This window comes from Chitinophaga sp. (genome assembly GCF_036566945.1).
Classification (GTDB): Bacteria; Bacteroidota; Bacteroidia; order Chitinophagales; family Chitinophagaceae; genus Chitinophaga.
Map to the genome: position 1 here is coordinate 1 of NZ_DATCVJ010000009.1, position 6,519 is coordinate 6,519.

Below are 6,519 nucleotides of genomic sequence, written 5' to 3' on the forward strand. Positions count from 1 at the left end.
CCAGGAGCCTTCGCGCAGGATACCGGCAAAAAGCCGCAGCTGGGAAACGGTGCGCATACGTTCACCGGTAATGCGGCCTAGTGGCAGTCCGGATTCAGCAACAGCTCTTTCCAGCAGGGTATCACCCAGTGCCAGTATTTCTGTTGCGATGGTTTCCAGGAATACCGCCTTGTCTTCCGGAGAAGAAAGGCGGTATTCCTTAAACGCGGCAATGGCTTTATCCACGGCCTGATTTACTTCTGCAGTGGTGGCCACTGCAAATGTTTCCGGCAAAGCCGTATTACTAACGGGGTCGTATGCACGAAGTACCTCTGTACCTTCTCCGGAAGTGGCAAAGCCTATTATATTTTTTCCTGTAATCATGCAGGGAGATTTAAATATTCCGGTAACACAGGGCGCGCAGCCAATGCTGTTGCAATTACTTTTTCTGCGTATGCTTTTTCTGCTCCCTGAGGTAACAGTCGTGGTGCACGCAAATTCGTATTACCGATACCGGTAGCCGTAGCTGCCATCTTAATATACTGTACCAGTTTAGGTACGATATCGAGTTCCAGCAGTGGCATAAACCAACGGTAAATAACCAGTGCTTCTGCAATGCGGCCGGCTTTTGCGAGGCGGTAAATAGCCACGGTTTCACGCGGGAAAGCATCTACCAGTCCGGCTACCCAGCCATTGGCGCCAAGAACGATACTTTCTAACGCCAAAGTATCTACGCCGCAGAGAATACTGAAGCGATTACCGAAGCGGTTAATCATCCGGGTAACGTTGGTGGTGTCGCGGGTGGATTCCTTCACGGCCTGAATGTTAGCGGCTTTCGACAGCTGTTCAAACATATCGAGGGTCACTACAATCTTATAATCTATTGGATTATTGTAGATCATAATAGGCAGCGGGGTACTGTTGGCTACTGCAAGAAAGTAAGCGACGGTTTCTCCATCATCTGCTTTATAGCGCATAGGAGGCAGCAGCATTAAACCAGCTGCACCGGCATTTTGGGCCTCTCGGGCGCATGCGATAGCTGCCGTAGTGGTTTGTTCCGCAATATTCATAATGACGGGTATTTTACCACCCAGAAAAGCAACGGCATGTTTTACCAATGCATACTTTTCTTCATTCTGTAAACTGCTGGCTTCTCCCAGTGAGCCGCCCAGAATAATACCATTAACGCCTGCATCGACCTGCGCCTGCAGGTTTTTGTCGAACATCTCATAATCTATATGATCGTCGGCGGTGAAAGGGGTAAGCAATGCGGGAAATACGCCTTGCCAGTTAACTTGTGCCATTTTCCTATCTGTTTTTATGTCAACAAAAATAGCAGGCGACGTTCTATGGCATGCTACTGTAATTAATCAATTATACGCAGATTTTAACCGAAAAGAACGAACTTTCTCCATTAACCCCAAAATATCCGCATATATTTTTATAGCCCGGTTTGAGAAATTTTACTTAATTTAAAAAAGTTCTGCTACAATTGCGATATCCCATGCGTCAGTTATTTTTTTTGGTCTATTTGTTAACCTGGTCATCCCTTGCTCAAACAGCCGGGGCACAGTCGTGTAGCGAGATTGGCCAAACACCGTCTTCTGCATTTCCCGTATGTGGCACACAAACTTTCAAACAATTATCAGTACCCATCTGTGGGGGTAACTTCATACCTGGTCCGGGCTGTAATAACCCGGGAAATGGACCACACAACGACAAAAATCCGTTCTGGTATAAATTCACCTGTTATCAGACCGGTACACTGGGGTTCACTATCACGCCCCTTGTACTGGCAGAAGACTATGACTGGCAGATATTTGACATCACCGGCCGTAATCCCAATGATGTGTTTACGGATGGGAGTCTGTATGTAACCATGAACTGGACTGGAGAATTTGGCGTTACCGGCGCCTCTTCAGCAGGCACCTCTCTGGATGTTTGTGGTGGCTTTGGGCTGCCGTTGTTCAGCAAAATGGCCACGATCCAGCAGGGACACGAATACCTGCTGCTGATCAGTCATTTTTCGGATAGCCAGAGTGGTTATGAACTCTCCTTTGGTGGTGGCACCGCCGTGATCACCGATCCTACGATCCCTCATTTGCAGCAGTCGGCCTACAACTGTGGCCCTTATTCTATAGGGATTAAACTCAGTAAAAAGATCCAATGTAAAAGTATTGCCGCCAATGGAAGTGAGTTTACCCTGAGCGCTCCCGGTGTAAAAATTACCGGCGTAACGGGAGTTGGCTGTAGTAATGGATTTGATACTGATTCGTTGTTGGTACAACTAGACAAAATATTGCCTGTTGGGACTTATACCTTGACATCAAAAAATGGCACCGACCAAAATACTTTCCTGGATGCCTGTGGCAACCAGCTTCCGGTTGGAGAGCACGTTTCCTTTACCGTTGCACTGACCTTGCCTGTTGATATGGGCAGCATTAAAACGCCGCCCTGCGGCCCGGATGAATTGCAACTGACCTTTGATGCGCCCATCCGTTGTGCGTCCATCTCTCCGGATGGAAAAGATTTTGTGCTGAGCGGCCCTGCTGCGGTTAAGATTACCGGCGCTGCCGGCAATTGCAGCAGTGATGGCCTCACGACCACCGTCTCCCTAAAACTGGATAAAAGAATACTACAAGCAGGCAATTATAAAGTAACGCTGGTACACGGACCTGACGGCAACACCATAGAAAGTGAATGCCACATACAAACGCCTGCAGGCGGGGAAGCAACGTTTAATGTACCACCACAGCCGTTTGTGGCTCTGGGACCGGTTACGGCTCCTGCCTGCGCGCCTAATGAACTGCAACTGGTATTTGACCAGTCGATCCGTTGCAGCTCTGTGGCCGATGATGGCAGCGACTTTACCGTCAGCGGACCTTCGCCGGTGGTGGTCACTAAAGCCGTTACCGTATGTGATATCAACGGACTAACGAAAACGGTTACACTACAATTGAAAGACCGCATCCTGAAAGATGGGAATTACGTGGTGCAATTGAAAAACGGGAAAGATGGAAATACATTGCAAAGCGAATGCTGGCAGGAAACACCTGTCGGCGCCCAACAGCCTTTTACCATTGATCCACAGCCCACTCCACTCCTGCTTGGTACGGCGGCAGCAGTTTGTTCACCGGTGACCATAAGAGTAGGTATATCTATTCCGGTACGTTGCAGCTCTGTGGCCCCCGATGGCAGCGACTTTAACATCAGTGGTCCTAAACCGGTAAGGGTTACAAAAGCTACCGGTATATGCAATAGTAACAATCTGGCCGATTCGATAGACTTACAACTTTCCGCTGCCATTCAAAATGCCGGAGACTACGTGGTTACACTCCGTAACGGCACAGATGGAAATACTTTGCAGAGTGAATGCTGGCAGCTGGCCGCTATTAATCAGCCTATCGTTTTTCGTACAGCCGATACCGTGAATGCTTCGTTTAGTTATTCCATTGACCAGGACTGCCGCATTACCACCTTCCATTTACAGCATGATGGCAACCAACAGGTGAATCAGTGGCAATGGACATTTGACGACGGCGAGGTACTGAACACACAAAACCCCGTGAAAATGTTCAATTCACTCGGTATGAAGCACCTGCAACTCACCGTGTCCAACGGTGTTTGTACAGACACTAAAAGTAAAGACACCCTGATCAGAAGTGAGGTGACCGCATTATTTGACGTGAACCCAGGGCCTTATTGCCCGCTGGACCTGGTGCTACCACAGAATAAAAGTTTGGGTAACATAAAGACCTGGAGCTGGGACTACGGCAATGGCGCCCGCTCTGTGGCCGCCAATCCTATCCGCATGCAATATTACCCTACGCAAAAAGAACAGCAATATCTCATCCGGCTGATTGTTAAAAATGATGTCAACTGTATGGATACTGCCGATCATTATATTACCGCTGTATCCAGTTGTTATATAGATGTGCCTACGGCATTTTCTCCCAACAACGACGGACAAAACGATTATCTCTATCCGCTGAATGCATATAAAGCGGTGGACCTTCATTTTGCCGTTTACAACCGGGTGGGTAACCTCTTATTTGAAACCACCGACTGGCGGCGTAAATGGGACGGTACCGTGAATGGAAAATCCGCCGACATCGGCACCTACGTATGGATGCTGGAATACACGGAGAAAGTGAGTGGTAAGCGGGTATTCCGCAAAGGCACCACGGTGCTGCTCCGCTAACCCATTTTTGGATTTCTGGCTGAAGTCCCCTATTTTTTGCACTGAATAAACCGCGCATACATTGAAAGCACCCATCATATTAGCCATGGCTGTCACTTTGCTGGGCAGTTATGCAAAAGCACAAGACTCCACTGCCATCAAAGCCATTAACGCCGGCAGTTTTGCACAGCATATTAAAATACTGGCCTCCGATGCATTTGAAGGGCGCAAACCCTTTACCCGCGGTGAAGACAGCACCATTCAATACCTGGCCGCTCAATTTAAACAACTGGGACTACAGCCCGGCAACGGCAACAGCTATTTCCAGGAAGTACCCATGGTATCCATCAGCTCCAAACCTGCGGGCAACCTCGTCATCAAAGGCAGCAACGGCGAAGTATCGCTGTCTTACCTGGATGAATTTGTAGCCGCTACCCGCCGCGTGCAGGACCAGATAAGCGTCCGCAACTCAGCGCTGGTATTTGCCGGCTATGGCATCGTGGCACCGGAATACAACTGGAATGATTATAAAGGACTGGATGTAAAAGGTAAAACGGTGATTGTGTTGATCAATGATCCCGGCTTTGCAGACAGCACCCTGTTCAAAGGACGGACCATGACCTACTACGGCCGCTGGACCTATAAATTTGAAGAAGCAGCCAGACAAGGCGCTACCGGCGTTATCATCATTCATGAAACCGCCGCCGCCAGTTATCCGTGGAAAGTAGTCCGCAGCGGATGGTCTAACTCAAAGCTGTATTTACAAACGGCAGATAACAATCAGCATCGCACCGCTCTCGAAGGATGGATCTCACAGGAGGCTGCCAAAAAAATATTCCAACTGGCCGGCATATCACCTGATATCATGCAAAAGGCCAGGACAAAAGATTTCAGGCCGGTAGACCTCCACTTACAAACATCTCTCGATATTAATAATACCATACAAAAATCTACCTCCCATAATGTGCTGGCAGTATTACCGGGTGCCAAACGCCCGCAGGAATGCGTCGTATATTCTGCCCACTGGGATCATTTTGGTATAGGCGAGCCCGTTAAAGGAGATTCTATCTATAACGGCGCCGTAGACAATGCCACCGGCACGGCAGGCTTACTGGAACTGGCCACCGCCTTCACACGGCTGCCACAAAAGCCGGAGCGCTCTGTACTGTTTCTTTCCGTCACCGGAGAAGAACAAGGGCTGCTGGGATCAGAATACTATGCCGCACATCCCACCTTTGCGATCAATAAAATAGTGGCCGACATCAATCTCGATGTACTCAATACCTTTGGGCGCACCAAAGATATTACCGTGATTGGTTACGGTCAGTCTGAGCTGGATGAATACGCCCTCCGTGCTGCCCGCCAACAAGGCCGCATCACCATCCCGGAATCCAATCCGGAAGGAGGCTGGTTTTTCCGTTCCGACCACTTCAATTTCGCCAAAAAAGGAGTACCGGGATTATATATCGGCCCAGGCACCGATGCCATTGGCCACGAAGCCGGCTGGGGAAAAGAACAAACAGCTACGTACAACCGTTTACGTTACCACTCCCCCGCCGATGAATTTGACCCCGCCACCTGGGTAATGGATGGCATGGTAGAAGACATCCGCCTGTTGTTTGACGTAGGATACCACCTCAGCAACGAAAGCAGCTTCCCCACATGGAAAAAAGGGTCAGAGTTTAAAGCATACAGAAAATAAATAGCCATGGTTTTATTCGGATTGATAATGATCGGATTGATCCTGTCCCTGTACTTTGTTAATATGTACAGTCGCAGGAAAGGAAGAAAAACAGCCGTACCCGAAGGGTACCAGTCGCTCCTGGAAGAGCATGTACGCTACTACCAACAGCTTAATCCCGCTGATAAAACGCGGTTTGAAGCCATGGTACAGCGCTTCCTCAAAAGAACGAGTATAGAAGGTGTAGGCACCGAAGTAGCACCACTGGACCGTGTACTCGTAGCCGCCAGTGGCATCATTCCCATCTTCGGATTTAAAGACTGGGAGTATTTCAATTTGACCAACGTGATTCTCTACCCGGATACCTTTGATGAAACCTATCAGTACGAAGGCAATCGCCGTAACATTCTCGGCATGGTAGGCAGCGGCCCCTTAAACGGACAAATGATCCTCTCCCGCTCTGCCTTGCGCGAAGGTTTCTCCAATACCAGCGATAAAAACAATACCGCCATTCACGAATTTGTACACCTGCTGGATAAAACGGATGGCACCATCGATGGCTTCCCCAGCAAATTGCTGGATCATAGCTACAGTATTCCGTGGATGAAACTGGTGCATCAAACTATACAGCAGATTTCAGACGGGCATACCGATATTAATCCCTATGCAGCGATGAATG

General features: G+C 48.9%; 5 protein-coding genes. 3 read left to right on the forward strand and 2 right to left on the reverse strand.

The features are described from left to right. Both VIP81_RS00225 and VIP81_RS00230 read right to left on the reverse strand, forming a co-directional pair. Positions 1-363: aldehyde dehydrogenase family protein (locus VIP81_RS00225; RefSeq protein ID WP_331956460.1), on the reverse strand; the 363-nt coding region annotated here is incomplete at its 3' end. Beyond that, positions 360-1,283, reverse strand: coding sequence for a dihydrodipicolinate synthase family protein (locus VIP81_RS00230; protein ID WP_331956461.1), 924 nt, complete (start codon positions 1,281-1,283; stop codon positions 360-362). The genes VIP81_RS00225 and VIP81_RS00230, both read right to left, overlap by 4 nt. Before the next feature lie 200 nt (positions 1,284-1,483). Here VIP81_RS00230 and VIP81_RS00235 point away from each other — a divergent pair, with 200 nt between their 5' ends. The 3 genes from VIP81_RS00235 to VIP81_RS00245 form a co-directional block, all read left to right on the forward strand. Further along, positions 1,484-4,180: a gliding motility-associated C-terminal domain-containing protein gene (locus VIP81_RS00235; RefSeq protein ID WP_331956462.1), complete on the forward strand. Its 2,697-nt coding sequence runs from the start codon at positions 1,484-1,486 to the stop codon at positions 4,178-4,180. A 61-nt stretch (positions 4,181-4,241) separates the two neighbouring features. Beyond that, complete coding sequence (locus VIP81_RS00240; protein ID WP_331956463.1) at positions 4,242-5,861, forward strand: M28 family metallopeptidase; 1,620 nt, start codon at positions 4,242-4,244, stop codon at positions 5,859-5,861. Between the two features lie 27 nt (positions 5,862-5,888). Beyond that, positions 5,889-6,519: zinc-dependent peptidase (locus VIP81_RS00245; RefSeq protein ID WP_331956464.1), on the forward strand; the 631-nt coding region annotated here is incomplete at its 3' end.